Annotated in this window: 18 protein-coding genes; 5 read left to right on the top strand and 13 right to left on the bottom strand. The window is 57.4% G+C overall.

The window, feature by feature from the left end:
- Positions 1 to 31: 31 nt before the first annotated feature.
- From VN114_RS11715 to flgL, 5 genes are all read left to right on the top strand, one after another.
- Positions 32 to 703, top strand: a complete 672-nt coding sequence (locus VN114_RS11715) for a flagellar basal body L-ring protein FlgH (RefSeq protein ID WP_325515059.1) — start codon at positions 32 to 34, stop codon at positions 701 to 703.
- Positions 704 to 793: 90 nt separating this feature from the next.
- Positions 794 to 1,921: a flagellar basal body P-ring protein FlgI gene (locus VN114_RS11710; RefSeq protein ID WP_325515058.1), complete on the top strand. Its 1,128-nt coding sequence runs from the start codon at positions 794 to 796 to the stop codon at positions 1,919 to 1,921.
- Between the two features lie 19 nt (positions 1,922 to 1,940).
- A complete protein-coding gene (gene flgJ, locus VN114_RS11705) occupies positions 1,941 to 2,870 on the top strand; it encodes a flagellar assembly peptidoglycan hydrolase FlgJ (RefSeq protein WP_325515056.1) in 930 nt (309 codons plus the stop codon).
- A 101-nt stretch (positions 2,871 to 2,971) separates the two neighbouring features.
- Positions 2,972 to 4,915, top strand: a complete 1,944-nt coding sequence (flgK, locus tag VN114_RS11700) for a flagellar hook-associated protein FlgK (RefSeq protein WP_325515055.1) — start codon at positions 2,972 to 2,974, stop codon at positions 4,913 to 4,915.
- Between the two features lie 59 nt (positions 4,916 to 4,974).
- On the top strand, positions 4,975 to 6,195 hold the full coding sequence (gene flgL / locus VN114_RS11695) for a flagellar hook-associated protein FlgL (protein ID WP_325515053.1): 1,221 nt from the start codon (positions 4,975 to 4,977) through the stop codon (positions 6,193 to 6,195).
- A 72-nt stretch (positions 6,196 to 6,267) separates the two neighbouring features.
- Here flgL and fliR read toward each other — a convergent pair whose 3' ends face one another.
- From fliR to VN114_RS11630, 13 genes are all read right to left on the bottom strand, one after another.
- On the bottom strand, positions 6,268 to 7,059 hold the full coding sequence (gene fliR, locus VN114_RS11690) for a flagellar biosynthetic protein FliR (protein ID WP_325515051.1): 792 nt from the start codon (positions 7,057 to 7,059) through the stop codon (positions 6,268 to 6,270).
- A 36-nt stretch (positions 7,060 to 7,095) separates the two neighbouring features.
- The gene (fliQ, locus tag VN114_RS11685; protein ID WP_325515049.1) at positions 7,096 to 7,365 is read right to left on the bottom strand and encodes a flagellar biosynthesis protein FliQ; all 270 of its coding nucleotides are present in this window, start codon (positions 7,363 to 7,365) and stop codon (positions 7,096 to 7,098) included.
- Positions 7,366 to 7,374: 9 nt separating this feature from the next.
- Positions 7,375 to 8,136, bottom strand: coding sequence for a flagellar type III secretion system pore protein FliP (gene fliP, locus VN114_RS11680; RefSeq protein WP_414694222.1), 762 nt, complete (start codon positions 8,134 to 8,136; stop codon positions 7,375 to 7,377).
- Positions 8,126 to 8,581, bottom strand: a complete 456-nt coding sequence (gene fliO, locus VN114_RS11675) for a flagellar biosynthetic protein FliO (protein WP_325515047.1) — start codon at positions 8,579 to 8,581, stop codon at positions 8,126 to 8,128. Before fliO ends, fliP begins: the two co-directional genes overlap by 11 nt.
- Positions 8,581 to 9,003: a flagellar motor switch protein FliN gene (gene fliN / locus VN114_RS11670; protein WP_325515045.1), complete on the bottom strand. Its 423-nt coding sequence runs from the start codon at positions 9,001 to 9,003 to the stop codon at positions 8,581 to 8,583. The genes fliO and fliN overlap by 1 nt, the downstream gene beginning before the upstream one ends.
- Positions 8,996 to 9,994, bottom strand: coding sequence for a flagellar motor switch protein FliM (gene fliM, locus VN114_RS11665; protein ID WP_325515043.1), 999 nt, complete (start codon positions 9,992 to 9,994; stop codon positions 8,996 to 8,998). Before fliM ends, fliN begins: the two co-directional genes overlap by 8 nt.
- A 6-nt stretch (positions 9,995 to 10,000) precedes the next feature.
- Positions 10,001 to 10,519, bottom strand: a complete 519-nt coding sequence (fliL, locus tag VN114_RS11660) for a flagellar basal body-associated protein FliL (protein ID WP_325515041.1) — start codon at positions 10,517 to 10,519, stop codon at positions 10,001 to 10,003.
- A 378-nt stretch (positions 10,520 to 10,897) separates the two neighbouring features.
- Entirely contained in the window at positions 10,898 to 12,112 is a 1,215-nt protein-coding gene (locus VN114_RS11655; protein ID WP_325515040.1) for a flagellar hook-length control protein FliK, read from the bottom strand.
- A 73-nt stretch (positions 12,113 to 12,185) separates the two neighbouring features.
- The gene (gene fliJ / locus VN114_RS11650) at positions 12,186 to 12,626 is read right to left on the bottom strand and encodes a flagellar export protein FliJ (protein WP_325515038.1); all 441 of its coding nucleotides are present in this window, start codon (positions 12,624 to 12,626) and stop codon (positions 12,186 to 12,188) included.
- A 35-nt stretch (positions 12,627 to 12,661) separates the two neighbouring features.
- Positions 12,662 to 14,071: a flagellar protein export ATPase FliI gene (gene fliI, locus VN114_RS11645; protein WP_325515092.1), complete on the bottom strand. Its 1,410-nt coding sequence runs from the start codon at positions 14,069 to 14,071 to the stop codon at positions 12,662 to 12,664.
- A 17-nt stretch (positions 14,072 to 14,088) separates the two neighbouring features.
- Positions 14,089 to 14,793 carry a flagellar assembly protein FliH gene (fliH, locus tag VN114_RS11640; protein WP_325515036.1) on the bottom strand — a complete coding sequence of 235 codons (705 nt, stop codon included), beginning with the start codon at positions 14,791 to 14,793 and terminating at the stop codon, positions 14,089 to 14,091.
- Positions 14,786 to 15,781, bottom strand: coding sequence for a flagellar motor switch protein FliG (fliG, locus tag VN114_RS11635; RefSeq protein ID WP_325515034.1), 996 nt, complete (start codon positions 15,779 to 15,781; stop codon positions 14,786 to 14,788). Before fliG ends, fliH begins: the two co-directional genes overlap by 8 nt.
- Positions 15,774 to 16,425 (bottom strand): flagellar M-ring protein FliF C-terminal domain-containing protein (locus tag VN114_RS11630; RefSeq protein ID WP_325515032.1); only part of this gene is annotated, 652 nt, incomplete at its 5' end. The genes VN114_RS11630 and fliG, both read right to left, overlap by 8 nt.

Raw genomic sequence — 16,425 nt, 5'->3', positions numbered from 1 at the left:
TAATGTGCAGATGTGATGTAAAGGAATGGCGATGAAACTTTCTCTCTCGACAATGGTGGTGGTTGCGGCAGGTTTGCTGGCGGGTTGTGCCACGCAGCCGGACACCATCGTGCAATCGCCATTGACGGCAAGACCGCAGTCGACCGCAGCGATGGCACCACCGGCAAACGGCGCAATCTTCCAGACGTCGTCTTATCGACCAATCTTTGAAGACAAGCGTGCACGACTGGTGGGTGACACGATCACGATCACCATCAACGAGAGAAGTTCTGCGGGCAAACAAGCCGGAAGCTCTGCCAGCAAGACTGGTGAAGTTAGTGCTGGAGTAGGGAATATTTTCGGCCTTCTGCCAGGTGTGACCAGACGCTTGGGCGCCACTGCAGACACCTCCATCGATTATGCGGACAAGGGTGCCGTCAGTTCCAGCAACAACTTCATCAGTACATTGACCGTGACCGTCATCGACGTGCTGCCGAACGGTAATCTGCTGGTCGCTGGCGAGAAGCAGATCGCGCTCGACAAGACCTCGGAGTTCATTCGTTTTTCCGGTGTGGTCGATCCAAGCACAGTGGCCGCCGGCAACCGCGTATCGTCACAGCAAGTGGCTGATGCCAAGATCGAGTACCGCAGCAACAGTCATATCGATGGCGCGGAAGTCATGTCGATGCTTGCACGGTTCTTCCTCAGCGTCATCCCGCTTTGATGTGTCTGTGGAGTCTGTGAAGAAGTTTCGGCTTGAAATTGTACGTAGCAGGATTGCGCAACGCGCGCGAGAAAACAGCAAGGAATTGATATGAAAGACGCAACCATCCCGTTCATCAGGAAATCGCTGCAAGCCATCGTTTGCGCAGCCTGTGTATTGGCGCCGTTCGCATCGCATGCAGAACGTTTGAAGGATCTGGCAAGCGTACAGGGCGTACGTGAAAACCAGTTGATCGGCTACGGTCTGGTAGTCGGCCTCGACGGCAGCGGTGACCAGACGACGCAAACGCCTTTTACGGTGCAAAGCATTGCCAGCATGTTGCAGCAGATGGGCGTCAACCTGCCGCCGGGAACCAATCTGCAGTTGAAGAACGTCGCCTCCGTGATGGTGACGACATCGCTTCCTGCGTTTGCGCAACCTGGACAGACACTGGACGTCACCGTTTCATCGATGGGTAATGCAAAAAGCCTGCGCGGCGGCACCTTGCTGATGACGCCGCTGAAAGGTGCAGACGGTCAGATCTACGGTATGGCACAGGGCAACGTGGTGGTTGGCGGTGCCGGCGCTGCAGCCAATGGCAGCAAGGCACAGATCAATCATCTTGGTGTCGGCCGCATCTCGGCCGGTGCAACCGTGGAACGTGCCGTACCTTCTGCCTTGGGGCAGGGCGACATGATCACGCTCGAATTGAAGAACAGCGATTTCTCGACAGCCAGCCGCGTCGTCGACGCAGTCAACAAGCAGTTTGGCCCGCAAACGGCATCGGCGCAGGACGGGCGCGTGATTCGCGTGCGCGCTCCAATCGGCAACGATGATCGCGTCAGCTTCCTTGGCGCGCTGGAAAGCATCAACGTCACGCCGGCACAGGTAGCCGCAAAAGTGATCATGAACGCGCGCACCGGCTCGGTTGTAATGAACCAGGCGGTAACCCTGGATGCCTGTGCGGTATCGCATGGCAATCTGTCGGTCACCATCAATACGCAACCGGTGATCAGCCAGCCTGCACCATTCTCCGGCGGCCAGACAGTCGTTGCGCAACAGTCGCAGATCGAAATCAACAAGGATCCGGGCAAGGTCATTCTGCTGAAGAATTCTGCCTCGCTGGCGGATGTGGTCAAGGCATTGAATTCGATCGGTGCAACGCCGCAGGATCTGCTGGCGATCCTGCAGGCAATGAAGGCATCAGGGTCGTTGCGCGCTGAACTGGAAATCATCTAATCGCACCGTACAACATCGCATGATCACGCCTCCAGACAACTCGACCACCAGCCTCGCGATCGATACGAAGAGTATCGAATCGCTGAAGCAGTCCGCGAAGCAGAATTCGCCGGAAACGTTGCGGGCTGCGGCAAAACAGTTCGAAGCGCTGTTCGTGAACATGATGATGAAGAGCATGCGCGACGCATCGCCGCAGGACGGATTGTTCGACAACCAGCAGACCAAGATGTACACATCGATGCTGGACCAGCAGTTGAGCCAGAACATGGCCAGCCGCGGTGTCGGTCTGGCCGAAGTGCTGATTCGTCAATTGTCGAACGCGCCAATGAATGCGGCACTTGACGACGGCACGGAAACAAAACCTGCCAATCAGACACCGCAGGATCTGACGACCAGCCTGAATAACGACTTGCTTCGTTCCTTGTCGCCGCGTGCTGTACGCGCACCGGTTGCAGCAGTGGACAGCAATGCGGACGGATCGTCGAAGCCTGCGCACGTGCAGGCATTCCAGAATACATTGACGCCGCATGCGGAAGAAGCCAGTCGCGCGACCGGCATTCCGGCGAAATTCATGCTGGGACAGGCTGCGCTGGAAAGCGGGTGGGGCAAGCACGTGATGAAGACTGCAGATGGTGGCAGCAGTCACAACCTGTTCGGCATCAAGGCAACCGGTGGCTGGAAGGGCAAGACCGTCGATGCCGTTACTACCGAATACGTGAACGGCGTTCCGCAGAAGCGCGTCGAGAAGTTCCGCGCCTACGATTCGTATGCCGATTCGTTCAAGGATTACGCGAACCTGCTGCGCAACAATCCGCGCTACGAAAAAGTACTGGCAAATGCCACGGACGCTAAAGGATTTGCACAGGGGCTGCAGCGCGCCGGCTATGCAACCGATCCGAATTACGCAGCAAAACTGACCAATATTATCAATAACAATTTGTCTGTCTGATCACATCGCTGTGTTGCGATCTCTTGTGCTTTTGATATCCGCCTTGCTCAAGTTTTCCACCGATGTGCCGTACACGCGAACATAGGGTTAAAGAATAGACCATGGCCAATATCTTCAGCATCGCCCAGAGTGGACTTGCCGCAGCACAGGCCGGAATTGCCACGACCAGCCATAACATTGCAAATCAGGGCACGGTCGGATACAGCCGCCAGCAGGTGATCCAGACGGCGATGGACGGCCAGAATCTCGGCGGTATCGGTTTCATCGGCAACGGCACGCAGGTGCAGACGATTCAACGCATCTATAACGAATTTCTCGGTGCGCAGATTGTAAGCGGTCAGGCCACAGCCAGCCAGCTTGCGACGTATTACGCACAGGTCAATAAAGCCAATAACATCGTTGCAGATTCGACGGCGGGGTTGTCCCCGGTTCTCGACAATTTTTTTGCGGGCGTGCAGGACTTGGTCGCCAATCCAGGCGAAGCGCCTTCGCGGCAGGCGATGCTGTCGGGAGCGCAAACTTTGGCGTCGCGCTTCCAGAGTCTGAATGCGCAGTTTCAAAGCATGCAGAACGGCGTCAACAGCGAGATCGAATCTTCCGTCCTCAATATCAATTCGTATGCGCAGCAGATTGCGCAGTTGAACGATGCGATCGTCAAGGCGCAAAGCACGGGACAGCCGCCGAACGATCTGCTCGATCAGCGCGATTTACTGGTTTCCGAATTGGCGAAGCAGACCAAAGTCACCGTTTCCAAGATGGACAGCGGTTACAACATTTCGATCGGCAACGGCCAGTCCTTGGTGCTCGGCAACCGGTCTCTGTCGTTGACGACAGTGCAGTCGCCAACCGATCCGAACCGGATGGAAGTCGCTTATACCTCCGCAAACGGTAATCCGGTCGTCTTGCCGGAGAACGCGCTGGTAGGCGGCAATCTCGGTGGCTTGTTCGAATATCGCAGCCAGACACTGGATAAGATGCAGAATTCGCTGGGTCGGATTGCCATCGGTCTCGCAACGACGTTCAATGCACAACATCGTCTGGGCCAGGATCAGAACGGCAATCTCGGCGGCGATTTCTTCAATGTGGCATCGCCTTCGGTTAGCGGCAGTACCCGCAATACGGGTAATGCGGATGTCGGCGCCGCCATCACCAATGTCGATGCGCTGACGACCAACGACTACCGTCTTTCCTATAACGGCACCGATTACAAGATCACACGCTTGCCGGACAATGTGACGTTGTATTCTGGTGGCGCCTTTCCTGCCGCGCCGATCGACGGGGTAACGTTCTCGGTTGCATCCGGAACAATGGCCGCGGGCGATGAGTTCCTGATCCGTCCGACCGCCAACGGCGCGCAGGACTTCAAGGTATTGATCACAAGTACGTCGGAGATTGCCGCTGCCGTGCCGATTCGTACGACCGCACCAAGCGCGAATACCGGCACAGGGAAAATGAGCGCTGGCACAATCAATGCCGTTTTCAATGCCGCCACCGCGGCGGCGTTGCCGTCAACACTGACTTACGATTCCGCGGCGGGTACGTTCACCGGCTTCCCGGCCGGAATGCCGGTGACGGTAACGGTTAACGGAACGCCGACTGTTTATCCGGCAGGTACACCGGTGCCCTACACGGCCGGTGCCACGATCGCTTTCGGCGGCGTGGAAGTCCAGGTTACCGGCGCGCCGGCGAATGGCGATACCTTCACGATCAGCAACAACTCGAACGGCGATGGCGATAATCGCAACATGCTGGCACTCGGGGATCTGCAAACCAAAAATGTGCTGCAAGGTGGTACGGCGAGCTACAACAGTGCGTATGCGCAACTGGTCAGCTTCGTCGGTAACAAGACTGCCGAAATGAAAGCCAGCAGCACTGCGGAAGCGACGCTGCTGAAGCAGGTCCAGGATGCGCAGCAATCGGAATCCGGCGTCAACATGGATGAGGAAGCGACGAATCTGCTGCGTTATCAACAGGCTTATCAGGCGTCCGGCAAGGTCATGCAGGCGGTCAGCGACATGTTCGACGTGTTGATGTCCTTGCGTTAAACGATTTCAGCTAATTGCGAGGACTGCAGTCCTCGCAACAAGAAAAAGAGGGTTAGGTCATGCGTATCAGCACGAATATGATTTTCGAAATGGGTTCCAGCAAGATCGGCGATCTCCGCGCGGATCTGATGAAGACCCAACAGCAGATATCGACCAACACGCGGGTGCTGACGCCGGCAGACGATCCGATTGCCGCAGCGTCGGCGCTCGGCCTGAATCAGGCGATGTCGATGAATAGTCAGTTTGCGACCAATCGCAACAATGCAAAGAACTCGCTGGGACAGGAAGAAAACATTCTGCAGAGCGTGACTGACATGCTGACGTCGCTGAAAAGCGTCGTGGTTGGCGCAGGGAACGGTTCCTTGAGCAACGATCAGCGTCAAACTTATCTGGCGCAACTCAACAGCAGCTTCGACGAGTTGATGGGCATGGCGAACTCGCGCGATGAAAACGGCAACTACATTTTTGCCGGCTATCAGACAGGGACCGAGCCGTTTACCAAATCCGCCACCGGCGCGACCTATAACGGCGATCAGGGGCAGCGCATGTTGCAGGTCGGACCTGCAAGACAGATGGCTTCCAGCGATTCCGGCAGCGTCGTATTCGAAGGAGGACTGACTGGCAACGGTCGCTTCGTTACGTCGGCGAATGCGGCAAATGCCGGAAGCGGCATCATCAGCAGCGGTTCGGTCACGAATCTCGCACAGTTGACTGGCCACGATTATTCCGTGGCGTTCGCAATCGATGCGGCCAATGTCACGACCTATACGGTTACCGACAACAGCACGGTGCCACCAACCGCGGTCGCGACTGCACAGCCTTACACCAGCGGTCAGCCGATCGAATTTGATGGCATGCGTTTCGATGTGGAAGGCAAGCCGGCAAACGGCGACACTTTTAGCGTGAAGCCGAGCACGAACGAAAGCATTTTCACGACGCTGACAAACTTGATCGCAGCCATCTCGCTCCCAGCGACCGATGCGGACGGCCAGGCGAAATTGACGAATTTCCTGAATACAGCAAACGATAATCTGGACAATGCGTTGCAAAATATTTCTGCGGTGCGTTCGACAGTCGGTTCCCGCCTGAATGAAATCGACAGTCTGGATAGCGTCGGGTCAGGTTTGCAGATTCAATATCAGCAGACCTTGTCGGATTTGGTGGATATCGATCCTGTGGAAGCTTATTCGCGCTTTACCCAGCAGCAATTTACGCTGGACGCTGCACAGAAAACCTTTATCAAAACAGCGGGCCTGTCTCTATTCGATATGCTTCGTTAATCTTCGTCCGGATGCCGTGCGACGAGCGCCGCACGGCGAAACATTAGTTTCGAACGAGATTAATGCTGCAGTTCAGTTCAACGGCGTAAACGCCATCGTGATTCTTCCCATTGCCTCAATCCCTTCCTGGATCAGGTGAATCATCGGATTCGTCAGGTACGGCAGTACCGCACCGATCATGATGAAGCCGACGCCGATCGTGACTGGAAAGCCGATACCGAAAATGTTCAATTGCGGCGCCGCACGCGTCAGGATGCCAAGCGCAACGTTTGTGATGAGCAGGGCGGCAACAATCGGCAACGATAGTTGTACGCCTGCACTGAAGATGCGTCCCCCCAGACTGACGACCTGAAGAAATCCACCGTTCGATACAAAGCTGCCGGAAATTGGCAGCATCTCGAAACTCTGGGCCAGCGTGGACAGCACCAGCAAATGCAGATTGCTGGAGATATAGATCATCAACATCAGCAGCGCAAGAAACTGACTGATGGCAGATGAACGTCCGCGTGTTTGCGGATCGAAGAAGGTGGCAAAGCCGAGGCCCATCGTCATGCCGGTAATTTCGCCCGCCATCTCCACGCCGGCAAATACGATGCGCATGGCGAATCCGATGGCCAGTCCGATCACAAGTTGCTGCAACAGGATCAGCAATCCTGCCCAGGACATCGGATCCGTGGCCGGTACGGCGGGAACACTCGGCGCGATGACCATTGCCAGCAGAATGCCCAGTCCGATCTTTACACGCGCCGGCACGCTGGCGTTACCGAACAGCGGCGCGACGGATAGTACGCCGATGATGCGCGTCAACGGCCACAACAACGAGGCAATCCAAGTATGGAGTTCGGCGCTGGTGAGGGTGATCATGCCGAGCGAAGGGAGGGGGAAGGCAACGCGTTGCCGTCAGCTGACGAGCAGCGGGATGTTGGTGAATGTTTCGCGCATGTAATCGAGCATGACCGTCAGCATCCAGGGCCCGGCGACGACCAATGCGACGAAGATGCCGATCAATTTTGGAATGAAGGTAAGGGTCTGCTCGTTGATCTGCGTGGCCGCCTGAAAAATACTGACGATGAGGCCGATGGCCAGTGCAATCAGCAGCAGCGGTGCGGCAACCATCAGCGTAACTTCGATCGCATGGCGGCCCAGTGTCATGACGCTTTCCGGAGTCATTTTCGATCCCTAATAAAAACTTTGTGCAAGCGATCCGATCAGCAGCGACCAGCCGTCGACCAGAACGAACAGCATCAACTTGAACGGCAACGCGACAATCGATGGCGACACCATCATCATACCCATCGACATCAGCACGCTGGCGACCACCATGTCGATGATCAGGAATGGAATGAAGATGGCAAAGCTGATCTGGAATGCCGTTTTCAGTTCGCTGGTCACGAAGGCCGGAACCAGGACACGCAGTGGAACGTCTTCCGGGCCTTGCAACGCCGGGGTGTTCGACATTTTCACGTACAACGCCAGATCGGATTCACGCGTCTGCTTGATCATGAAGGTTTTGAGCGGAGCGACAGCCTTGTCGAGTGCCTCCTGCATCTGGATCTTGTTTTCCGAGAATGGCTGGTAGGCCTCGACATAAATCTTGTCCAGTACAGGACTCATCACGAACAGCGTGAGGAAAAGCGCAAGACCGATGATGACCTGATTCGGCGGCGCGCTTTGTGTACCCAGTGCCTGACGCAACAGCGACAGCACAATGATGATGCGCGTGAAACTGGTCATCATCAGCAGCACGGCCGGCAGGAACGACAGGCCGGTCAGCAGCAGCAGCGTCTGCAGGCTGAGCGAATAGGTTTGTCCGCCACCGGGCGCCGGTGTACTGGTCAATGCAGGCAAGCCGGCGGCATGTTGTTGCGCCATTGCCAGCATTGGCAAGACCAGCAACAGGAGCGGAAGGCTGCGGCGCGCTAATGAGGCGTTATTGGCCATTGCGTTTTTCGAGTGTCTGGGCAAGCCAGTTGGAAAAGTTTTTTGCAGGCGGTGCGACATCGGAGTCGGTTGCGATTGCCACGTCCTGTTTCTGCATTGTCGCGACAGCACTGACACGACCCGGTGCAACGCCGACCACGATCCATTGATCGGCAATTTCGACGACGACAACACGTTCGCGATTGCCGACGCTGACACCACCGATGACGCGAATGTCTGCATGGCCGAGACCTTTCGCAGAATTGAAGCGACGTAACACCCATGCCAGAGCCGCCATCAATCCAAGCACGACGATCAGGCCGAGCAATACCTGCAACAGTCCGCCGGTTGGAGACGGGGCAGGCATCGATGCAACGGTGGACGGAATCGGTCGGGCAACGGCAACCACGCTTGTCAGCATGGCAGGTGCGAGCAGGAGCAGATTGCGCAAAGGACGATTCAGCATTATCGATTCAGTTTGCGAATGCGTTCCGACGGTGTGATGATGTCCGTCAGGCGGATGCCGAACTTGTCGTTGACAACGACAACTTCGCCCTGTGCGATCAGGCAGCCATTGACCAGTACATCCATCGGTTCACCAGCCAGGCCGTCCAGTTCGACGACGGAGCCTTGCGCCAATTGCAGCAGGTTCTTGATGGCGATCTTGGTACGGCCGAGTTCGACGGTCAACTGCACCGGAATATCGAGGATGAAGTCGATATCGTTGTGCGTGCCGGTCTTCAGGTCGCCGCCGGCAAAGTCCTTGAACACGGTTGCGGTAGCAGGTTGCGGAGCGAGGGCGGCCGCTTCTTCGGTCTGCTGCTGCTCCGCCATCGCCGCGCCCCAATCATCTTCTGCTGCGGTTTGTGCGTCGTTTTCATCAGCCATGATCTTCTCCTTGCGTTGATTCGTTTGCGCTGTAGATCAGTTTTTCCACGCGCAGTGCGTACTGTCCGTTCAATTTTCCGTACGAGCATTCCATGACCGGCACACCATCGACTTCGGCGGTGATTCTGTCCGGGACGGCGATCGGAATGACGTCGCCGGCTTTCATGTTCAGGATGTCGCCCAGCGTGATGCTGGCCGAACCCATGTTGGCCAGGATTTCCACTTCTGCGGTCTGGATCTGCTGCGTCATCAGGCGAATCCAGCGCTTGTCCATTTCCAGCGTCTCGCCCTGCATGCTGCTGGTCAGCAGATCGCGGATCGGCTCGATGGTGGAATAGGGCACGCAGAAATGCATTTCGCCGCTGACCGGACCGAGTTCGACGGTAAACGTTGTCGAGACGACGACTTCATTTGGCGTCGCGATGTTGGCGAATTGCGTGTTCATCTCCGAGCGGATGAATTCGAATTCGACCGGGTAGACCGGCTCCCACGATTTGGCGTAGGTCTCGAAGATGATGGCGAGAATGCGCTGGATGATGCGTTGTTCGGTTTGCGTAAAGTCGCGACCTTCGACACGTGTATGGAAACGTCCGTCGCCACCAAACAGGTTGTCGACCAGCAAAAACACCAGATTCGGATCGAGCACAAACAGGCCGGTGCCGCGCAACGGCTTCATGTGGATCAGATTCAGGTTGGTCGGCACGACCAGATTGCGAATGAATTCGCTGTACTTCGATACACGCACCGGCCCGATCGATACCTCTGCGCTGCGATGCAGGAAATTGAACAAGCCGATGCGGAACAGGCGGGAAAAACGTTCGTTGATAATTTCCAGCGTCGGCATGCGGCCGCGCACGATACGCTCCTGCGTTGCCAGATTGTACGGACGAACGCCGCTGGCATCCTCCGGCTTGCCGGTCTCATCCTGATCGCCGGTGACGCCTTTCAGCAGTGCATCGACTTCTTCTTGAGAGAGGAAATTATCGGCCATGATCGGTTATTGCACGACGAACGAAGTGAACAGGACGCTGAGCACATTCACGGTTGGACCTTGCGGCACAAACGGCTGCTTGAAGATGTCGATGATTTCCTGCGCGAGCTTGTTCTTGCCATCGACGGTCAGGATTTCAGACGGTTTTTTGCTCGATAACAGCAGCAGCAAACGGCTGCGAACATGCGGCAAATAGGTCTTGATGATTTCAACCTGCTCCTGATTGGAAACCTGCAACGTCAGCGTGGTTTGCAGGAAACGTTCGCCGTCTTCCGGTTGCAGGTTGACGGTGAAAGCTTCCATCGGCAGGAACACCGGCGGTGCTGCTGCTTCGGCAACCGGTGCGGCAGGCTTGGCGCCATGTGCTGCCGGCTCTGCCTTGAACACCAGGAAATACCATGCAGCTGCGCCCCCTGCGCCGAGAACGATGACCAGGATGAGCACGATCAACAGCAGGCGCGATTTTGGCTTGGCCTCTGCTGCGTCGTTATCGGATTTTTTGGGGGCGGATTTGCCTGTTGCCATCTGTCTTCCTCAAGTACGGCATGACTGCTGTTACATGCCATTATTAAAAAAAAACGACGCACAGGATGCAATGAAAAGAGAGGTGAACATGGCGCATATCGGCGCATTCGCATCGTCACAACATCCCGGGCCGTTCGCAGAGGGAGCGCTGTAAAGGCAGCGACCTCGTTCAGGCTGCTATTAAACCATTATTAAACCGCGACGCACACCCGTAGCGAGCGAAAACAAGGTGATTTGTCGGCAATGAACGACGAGCCTGTCGAACACGATGAAAACAGCGTGAATCAAGCAGTTAAAACGGGGAAAACCTGGGAGAGGCGGCGATGATGAGAATGCGTGTACAAGGATGCAGCAAAACTGCCGCATCCCCGTTGCCGATCAGGCGAATGTATCGACGATGCCGGTGCCGGCCGACGACACAGGGATATGACTAATGTTGACCGCCGCGGCCTCGACAGCGTTGCTGCCCTGATTCGACGAGCGATTGCCCTGGCGTTGCTCGCCCGAGGCGTTGTTCTGCTGATTCGGCAAGCCGGCACTGACGTTCGACTGGCCGAGCTGAATGCCTGATTCGTTGAGCATCTCGCGCAGGCGCGGCATGGCGGCTTCCAGTGCCTGACGAACTTCAGGCTGATGCGCGGTGAAGTTCGCACTTGCCTGATTGTTATTGACGTGAACCACAACCTGCATCGGACCGAGGTCTGGCGGATTCAATGTCAGCGTGGCGGTTTGTTGTGCGCCTTGCACCATCCAGCTGATTTTCTGGCCCAGTGCCTGACCCCAGTCGTCGGTGCCGACTTGCGGCAACAGCTTGTTCGATTGCGGGTCCTGCACTTCATTGACGTGCTGTTGCAATGCAGCCGTGGTCGCGACGGCCATGGCGGCCAGATTCTGCGGCGTCGGTGCAGCCGGTTCCATTGCCTTGATCGCTTGTGCGGCGGCGGCCATGTCAGCATCGGCGTTTTTGACTGCAGGCGAGTTTGTCGCGGCCGTCTTGCCGTCCTTGTCGGAGGAAGCGCCGGTGGTTGCCTTGTCGAGCGCAGCGGCGAAGTCCTGCTGTTTGGCAAGCGGGGCAGTTTTGTCGCCGGCCGCAGCAGGGAGCGATGCGCCGAGCGTGGCCGGATCGATCTTGTCCGACTTGCCGTCACCCAGTCCTGCGATCCTGTCCTTGATATCTTTTGCAGCATCTGCCAGCGTTGCCTTGCCGCCCGCGGCCGATTGCGTCAGTGCATTGACGAAGGCGATGATGTCGGCCGAACCGGTGGCGACCGGATCGGTTTTCTTGTCGTCCTTGTCGATGGTTTTGCCGTCCGTCGTTTGCGCGGCCTTGTCGTCTTCAGGCGCCTTGGCTTCGGCGGGCTTGCTGCCGTCGGCGGACTGCGTGTCGTTCTTCGCCGTCTTGTCGGCGTTGGCGCCGTCCTTTTTGGTTCCCTGAGCGGTTTCGTTCGTCGTGTTGCTGTTGCGATTCTGGTTATTGATTTCGCGCGTGAGCACCTGGTTGAAAGCCCCGTCTGTCGCCTGTGCATCCATCTTGCCGCCTTGCGGTGTCGGCATGATGTTGTTCAGTACATTGCTGATCGCTGGAGTACTCATGGTTATGCGCCTTGGTCGTTCGATTATCGTTGTGCGGTTGTCGCCACAGTGATCCGCAGTTATCTCTTTGCAGTTATCTTTTGTACAGCAGTTGCCTTGCTGCGTGCTCGTCCATTTGCTTCTGGTCGCGCTTGTTGTCCTTCTGCTGCTGCGCTTTTTCCGCGCGGTCGGCCAGAGTGCCGTACGACATGCGCTTGCGCTCGCAATCCTGCCAGGCCTTCTTTTCGCGTTCGACACGGGCATGCGCATCGCGCACGACCTGTTGCTGGCTGCCGATCGCCTGTTCCAGCTTGTCGAGAAATTGCTGATAATTGCGATAACCGCTTGCCGTCAATCCTGCTGCCAGACTTTGCTGAAAACGTGCGGCGTAGTCATCGCGATACTGCTTGAGCAACTCCAGCTTTTGTTCACATTCCTCTGCGGCCTTCATGCATTTTCCCAGCCGCTTGGCGGCTTCATCGGTATCCCTGGTTGCCAGTTCGATCAGGGTGCCTAGTGCGGAAGAGGTGGCCATTTTTCTTGATTATATTTTTTCAGCAGAAACGGCAATCACGAGAACAGCGAGGAAAGTTGCCCCAAGCTCTCGTTTATGCCGGAACGCTCGGTGATGTCTTGTTGCAAAAACGACTCTATTTTCGAGTTCAATGCGATCGCTTCGTCCAGCACGGGGTCGGAACCCGCACTGTAGGCGCCGACGCTGATCAGGTCGCGGTTGCGCGCATACCGGGATGTAAGCTGCTTCAGCTTGCGCGTCTGCTTCTGATGGGCAGGCGACGTGATGTTGTGCATCGCGCGGCTGATCGACTGTTCGATATCGATCGCAGGGTAATGGCCCGCTTCGGCCAGCGAACGGTTCAACACGATATGGCCGTCAAGAATCGCGCGTGCCGAATCGGCGATCGGATCCTGCTGATCGTCCCCTTCAGTCAATACGGTGTAGAACGCGGTGATCGAGCCGCCGCCTTCCTTGCCGTTGCCGGCGCGTTCGACCAGCGCCGGTAGTTTGGCGAATACCGATGGCGGATAGCCTTTGGTTGCCGGCGGTTCGCCGATGGCGAGAGCGATCTCGCGCTGGGCCATGGCATAACGTGTCAGGGAATCCATGATCAGCAGAACGTCCTTGCCTTCGTCGCGGAAATGCTCGGCAATCGCGGTGGCATAGGCAGCACCTTGCAGGCGCATCAGCGGCGGCGTATCGGCCGGTGCGGCGACGACGACGGAACGCGCAAGACCCTCGTCACCAAGAATCTGTTCGATGAATTCCTTTACTTCGCGACCCCGTTCGCCGATCAGGCCGACGACGATCACGTCGGCGGTCGTGTAGCGCGCCATCATGCCGAGCAGCACGCTCTTGCCGACGCCGGAGCCTGCAAACAGGCCCATGCGCTGGCCGCGACCGACGGTCAGCATGCTGTTGATCGCGCGCACGCCGACATCCAATGGCTCGGTGATCGGAGCGCGTCCGAGCGGATTGGCCGCACGTACGTTGAGCGGTGCAGAGTGAATGGCGTTCAATGGGCCGAGACTGTCGAGCGGACGACCGGCACCATCCAGTACGCGGCCGAGCAGTTCGATACCGACCGGCAGGTGACGTGTGCGGTCACTCGGGCGGCGGCGCGGATGCGTGACGGCGCCGGGACGTGGCAGCGACTGCACGACCTCGACCGGATAGACGCGTGTGCCCGGCACGATGCCTTCGACATCGCTTTGCGGCATCAGAAAAAGTTTGTCTTCGTCGAAGCCAACCACTTCTGCTTCGATACGCGCGCCGCTGGGAAGAGGAATGGTGCATGCGCTGCCGACAGCCAGTCGCAGTCCTACCGCTTCCATCACCAGTCCGGCGACGCGTGTGATGCGTCCGGAAACCTGCATCGGTTCGGCGATGTCGAGCAAGGTGCGGCAGTCGCGCAGATAGGCTTGCCAACGGCTGCTGTTGGATGCAGGTGCCGGCGAAGGCAGGGCAGGGGCGTCGTGGTTCACGATTCCAGCCAGTCGGATTCTTTGCCGAGTGCGGCGGCAATGCGCTGCCAGCGCACCGGGGCCGTGGCATCGACCTGATTGCTTGCGGTTTCGACACGGCAGCCACCGCGATCCATGTGCGGATCTTCGACGAGACGCCAGCCCGCGGTATTGAGCTCGTCGCCCATGTGCTCAATGATGATGGCGGCATCTTCCGGATGCAGATGCAGCAGGGCAGGTTGCTGCAAGGTCGGCAGATAGTGGATGGCTTCGCGCACGATCGGTACGATCAGTTCCGGCCGGACCTTCAATGCGGTTTTCAACATGGCTTTTGCCAGGTCCAGTGACAGGTCGAGCATGTCGGCAGCGATCAGTTCATTGGCGCGTGCGACTTCGGTGCCGAAGGTTTCGGCGATCTGTTGCAACAGCAGTCGTTCCTGTTCCGCTTGGGCGCGGCCTTCAGCCAGGCCAGCGATGCGACCTTCTTCGAAGCCCGCAATGCGGCCTTCGGCAACGCCTGCGGCATGGCCTTCCGCATGTGCCTGTGCGCGATCCTCGTCAATCTTGCGCGCGATCTGGGCCAGGCGTTCCTTTTCCGCAGTTGTGCCAAGCGCGGCTGTGCGTGCGGCTTCTGTGACGCGCGGCGACGGCTCATCTCCGAACGATTCCATCTCCCATCGCTGGTAGGCGGATTGTTTCTCTTTCGGGATGACGTTAGACATATGCATCTTCGGCCTTTCCGCCCAGGACTAATTGTCCTTCGTCCGCCAGGCGACGGACGATTTGCAGGATTTCCTTCTGGTTTGCCTCGACTTCGGACAGTCGTACAGGACCTTTGGATTCCAGATCTTCGCGCATCATTTCGCCGGCGCGCGATGACATGTTCTTGAAGAATTTTTCGCGCAGGTCCGGAGCAGCGCCCTTGAGTGCGATGATCAGCGATTCGGACTGGACTTCGCGCAGCAGCAACTGGATGCCGCGGTCGTCAATGTCGAGAATGTTCTCGAAGACGAACATTTCGTCCATGATCTTCTGCGCCATGTCGTTGTCATAGCTCTTCAGATTGGCCATGACGGATGCCTCGTTCTCTCCGCTGAAATAGTTGAGGATTTCAGCGGCGGTACGAATGCCGCCCATCGGTTTTTTCTTCAGGTTTTCGTTACCGGTCAACAGCTTGGTCAGCACTTCGTTCAGTTCGCGCAATGCAGCCGGTTGCACGCCGTCGAGTGTGGCGATGCGCAGCACGACGTCGTTGCGCAGACGTTCGGTAAAGTGATCGAGCACTTCGCTGGCCTGATCGCGTTCCAGATGGACGAGCACGGTTGCAATGATTTGAGGATGTTCGTTGCGCACAAGATCGGCGACCGATTGCGCATCCATCCACTTGAGACTTTCAATGCCGCTGGAATCGCGCGCACCGAGAATGCGATTGAGCAGCGAGGCCGCCTTGTCGTCGCCCAGCGCCTTGGTCAGCACGTCGCGTATGTAGTCGTCGGAATCGAGGCCGAGCGAGGTGTTCTTTTCCGTCTCCCCGCGGAATTCGCTGAGGACGGAAATCAGTTCTTCGCTCTGGATCGCCTTCATGGTCGACATCGCCGCGCCGAGTTTCTGCACTTCGCGCGGGCCGAGATACTTCATGACCTCGGCGGCTTCATTCGCGCCGAGTGCGAGCATCAACACTGCTCCCTTGTGTACGCCGTTATCAATCATTTCCCACCCACGCTTTGACAATGTTTGCGACGACTTTCGGATCTTTCCTTGCGAGTTCCTGTGCGGCTTCGAGGTTCTGCTGATAAGTGTGCTGTTGCACACCCATCGGGCCGAGGTCACGCTCGATTTCCTGAACAGGGCCCTCTGCACTTGCGACTGTGCCATCGGCCAGTGCCAGTGGAGGAGGGTTCAATTTGCCGAGCAGTGGCTTCAAGACCTTACGGTACAGAATCAGCAGCACGATGCCAAGCAGAAGATATTTTGCCGCCTGAATTGCCAGATCGATCATTTCCGGGCGTTCCCAGATCGGCGGCGGCGCTTCTTCATGTGGGCCGGCAAACGGGCTATTGACGACGTTCAGCGTATCACCGCGATCCTTGTTGTAACCCATCGCTTCGCGAACCAGATCGGCAATCTGTGCCTTTTCGGCATCCGACAGCGGTTGCATAGTCGATTTGCCATCCTTGCCGGTGACACGCTTGTAGTTGACGACGACGGCGACGGACAGGCGTTTCAGGCCACCCATCGGTTGTTGAACGTAGCGAACGGTCTTGTCGACTTCGTAATTGGTGGTGACGTCACGCTGTACTGGTGTCGCTGGAGCCTGGGCCTGTGCGGTGTTGGCGCCGGCAGCCGCGCCCGGT

Source organism: Oxalicibacterium sp., assembly GCF_035565035.1.
GTDB lineage: Bacteria > Pseudomonadota > Gammaproteobacteria > Burkholderiales > Burkholderiaceae_D > Oxalicibacterium.
This window is presented reverse-complemented; position numbering and strand designations above follow the sequence as displayed.

Excerpts from the sequence above, each read along its gene's own strand:
- VN114_RS11715 (WP_325515059.1), top strand. The coding sequence starts at position 32 with ATGAAACTTTCTCTCTCGACAATGGTGGTGGTTGCGGCAGGTTTGCTG.
- VN114_RS11710 (WP_325515058.1), top strand. The coding sequence starts at position 794 with ATGAAAGACGCAACCATCCCGTTCATCAGGAAATCGCTGCAAGCCATC.
- flgJ (WP_325515056.1), top strand. The coding sequence starts at position 1,941 with ATGATCACGCCTCCAGACAACTCGACCACCAGCCTCGCGATCGATACG.
- flgK (WP_325515055.1), top strand. The coding sequence starts at position 2,972 with ATGGCCAATATCTTCAGCATCGCCCAGAGTGGACTTGCCGCAGCACAG.
- flgL (WP_325515053.1), top strand. The coding sequence starts at position 4,975 with ATGCGTATCAGCACGAATATGATTTTCGAAATGGGTTCCAGCAAGATC.
- fliR (WP_325515051.1), bottom strand. The coding sequence starts at position 7,059 with ATGATCACCCTCACCAGCGCCGAACTCCATACTTGGATTGCCTCGTTG.
- fliQ (WP_325515049.1), bottom strand. The coding sequence starts at position 7,365 with ATGACTCCGGAAAGCGTCATGACACTGGGCCGCCATGCGATCGAAGTT.
- fliP (WP_414694222.1), bottom strand. The coding sequence starts at position 8,136 with ATGGCCAATAACGCCTCATTAGCGCGCCGCAGCCTTCCGCTCCTGTTG.
- fliO (WP_325515047.1), bottom strand. The coding sequence starts at position 8,581 with ATGCTGAATCGTCCTTTGCGCAATCTGCTCCTGCTCGCACCTGCCATG.
- fliN (WP_325515045.1), bottom strand. The coding sequence starts at position 9,003 with ATGGCTGATGAAAACGACGCACAAACCGCAGCAGAAGATGATTGGGGC.
- fliM (WP_325515043.1), bottom strand. The coding sequence starts at position 9,994 with ATGGCCGATAATTTCCTCTCTCAAGAAGAAGTCGATGCACTGCTGAAA.
- fliL (WP_325515041.1), bottom strand. The coding sequence starts at position 10,519 with ATGGCAACAGGCAAATCCGCCCCCAAAAAATCCGATAACGACGCAGCA.
- VN114_RS11655 (WP_325515040.1), bottom strand. The coding sequence starts at position 12,112 with ATGAGTACTCCAGCGATCAGCAATGTACTGAACAACATCATGCCGACA.
- fliJ (WP_325515038.1), bottom strand. The coding sequence starts at position 12,626 with ATGGCCACCTCTTCCGCACTAGGCACCCTGATCGAACTGGCAACCAGG.
- fliH (WP_325515036.1), bottom strand. The coding sequence starts at position 14,793 with ATGTCTAACGTCATCCCGAAAGAGAAACAATCCGCCTACCAGCGATGG.
- fliG (WP_325515034.1), bottom strand. The coding sequence starts at position 15,781 with ATGATTGATAACGGCGTACACAAGGGAGCAGTGTTGATGCTCGCACTC.